This window comes from Algoriphagus zhangzhouensis, from assembly GCF_900148515.1.
Taxonomy (GTDB): Bacteria; Bacteroidota; Bacteroidia; order Cytophagales; family Cyclobacteriaceae; genus Algoriphagus; species Algoriphagus zhangzhouensis.
In genome coordinates this window covers 1-1,916 of sequence record NZ_FRXN01000013.1, presented here as the reverse complement: position 1 = coordinate 1,916, position 1,916 = coordinate 1, and the positions used below count along the sequence as shown (strand labels likewise).

Here is a 1,916-nt window from a genome sequence, read left to right as displayed (position 1 = left end):
TTCCGGATCTCTTTCCCCCGAAAGCTCTCCAAAGTCCAACTCTGTGCTGAAAAAATAGGTTTTTGGGGCCCCTTCAAAGCCTGACCACTGGTTTCTTACAAATCCTCTCACAGTACTTCCCTCATAGCCTGTCAATCCCGGATTGAAGTAGCTCTGAAAATGGGAAAACTGGGATATGTATTTGGTCGACTGGGAATAGCCTCTCTGGGAGGTTATTAAACCTATCAATATGATCAGCCCGGTAAAATATATTCGTCTCATGTCCTTCTTTTGAAAAATTTTTAGCTCCTATTCTTGAGTTGGTTGGGATGGGGATCGCTCCCCATCCCTGTTCTTTGTCAATATCAATGCTTCAACAGGTTCAGAATACCTCTTCTCACTTCTCCGGTCTCTTCTACCTCGATCACCCAGAAGTAGGCTCCTACTCCCATCTCTTCTCCTTCAAAAGTACCATCCCAACGGACATCCGGATCCTCGGTGTAGAACAGACGTCTGCCTCCTCTGTCGAACACCTGGATTCTGACTCCACTGTAGTATCTCAGTGCAGGTACACCCCAGGTATCATTCACTCCATCTGCATTCGGCGTAAAGGTGTTCACCACATCCAACTGGCTCAGTGGAGTTCTCTGTCTGGTGATCTGGAAGCTTTTCTGGATCACATTGCCTCCTCTGTCCTCTACCTGAAGGACCACTTCAAACTGGGTCTCTCCTGCTCTCTGATCCTGTGAACTCCAGAACAGAATGCCGTCGATCACTTCGAAGAGTTCATTGTCTCCCATGCCTTCAGGAAGGCTCAGCGTATGCTGGTCATCCGTCGCATCGATCACCGTGAAGAATCCGATCTCCTGGAAGTATTGATCCGGAATTCCGATGAATTCATTCTCACTCAAGGTCACATCCGTCGGTGCCGGCTTGGCCAGCACTTCGATGCTCAGCTCAGCGGTCAGACCATAGGTATTGAACACTCCCGCTATCTCTGTGATCTCTCCATCATAGCCTGTCGTTCCGCTGGTAAGCGGATCATAGCCTGTCAGATCCCAAGTCACCGGTACATTCACCACTTCTCCCAAGCCTGTGATTGCCACTGCCTCTGTCGGAAGGTTCAAGCTTGCCTCTGGAGTATTCCAGGCCACCTGAATCGATTGGGCTACCAGTTCAACAATGGATCTCTCCTGGATGTAATCCGGTACGCCGTCCTCATCACTGTCCTGGGCATCATCCGGATTGTTAGGATCGGTTCCCTGCTGTACTTCCACATAGTCAGGAACTTTGTCTCCATCCTGATCTTTGTAATCTTCTGGGTCAGCTGGATCCGTGCCCTGCTCTTCTTCTACATAATCAGGAACTCCGTCCAGATCTGTATCCTTGAAGTCCGTAGGATCGCTAGGATCGGTACCGTCTTCTTCTTCCTGTTGATCCGGTACGCCATCTCCGTCAGTATCTCCATCGATGATCTCAAAGTCAGCTCCGATAAAGTTGATCGTGTAGTTGTCTCCGGCGCTTAAGGTGCCTTGTGTGATCGCATACAGACCTACATCTTCACCCGATGCTCTGCTTAGGGATCCGGCGAAGACTTCCATCCCCTCTCCATCCGCCAATCCTGTGGCTGTATAAGTCAGGATCGGATCAGCTTCTCCGGCTATCTTGCTCAATCCAGCATCTGCTGTTACCGTGATTTCTTTGGCAGTGATCGTCAGGTCTGCTGTCAATTCCAGCGTGGTATAGTTTGACCCTGTGATCGTTGCTGTTACTTCCTGGCTTCCCACATCTGTTCTGCCATTGTTGCTGTAGGCAACTGAAGTACCTGCTGGTAGCGTTCCTGAGATCATCAGGCTCTTCTCGGTACCGTCGTAGACAAAGCTTGCATCATTAAACGTGATTGCCCCGATCTCTGCCGGTGTAATCGTCAGGTCTGC

Annotated in this window: 2 protein-coding genes; both read right to left on the bottom strand. The window is 49.8% G+C overall.

The window, feature by feature from the left end; genetic code table 11:
- Window positions 1-261 (bottom strand): type IX secretion system membrane protein PorP/SprF (locus tag BUF13_RS20435; RefSeq protein ID WP_134204622.1); only part of this gene is annotated, 261 nt, incomplete at its 3' end.
- 83 nt (window positions 262-344) lie between these two features.
- Window positions 345-1,916: MBG domain-containing protein (locus BUF13_RS20430; protein WP_139243102.1), on the bottom strand; the 1,572-nt coding region annotated here is incomplete at its 5' end.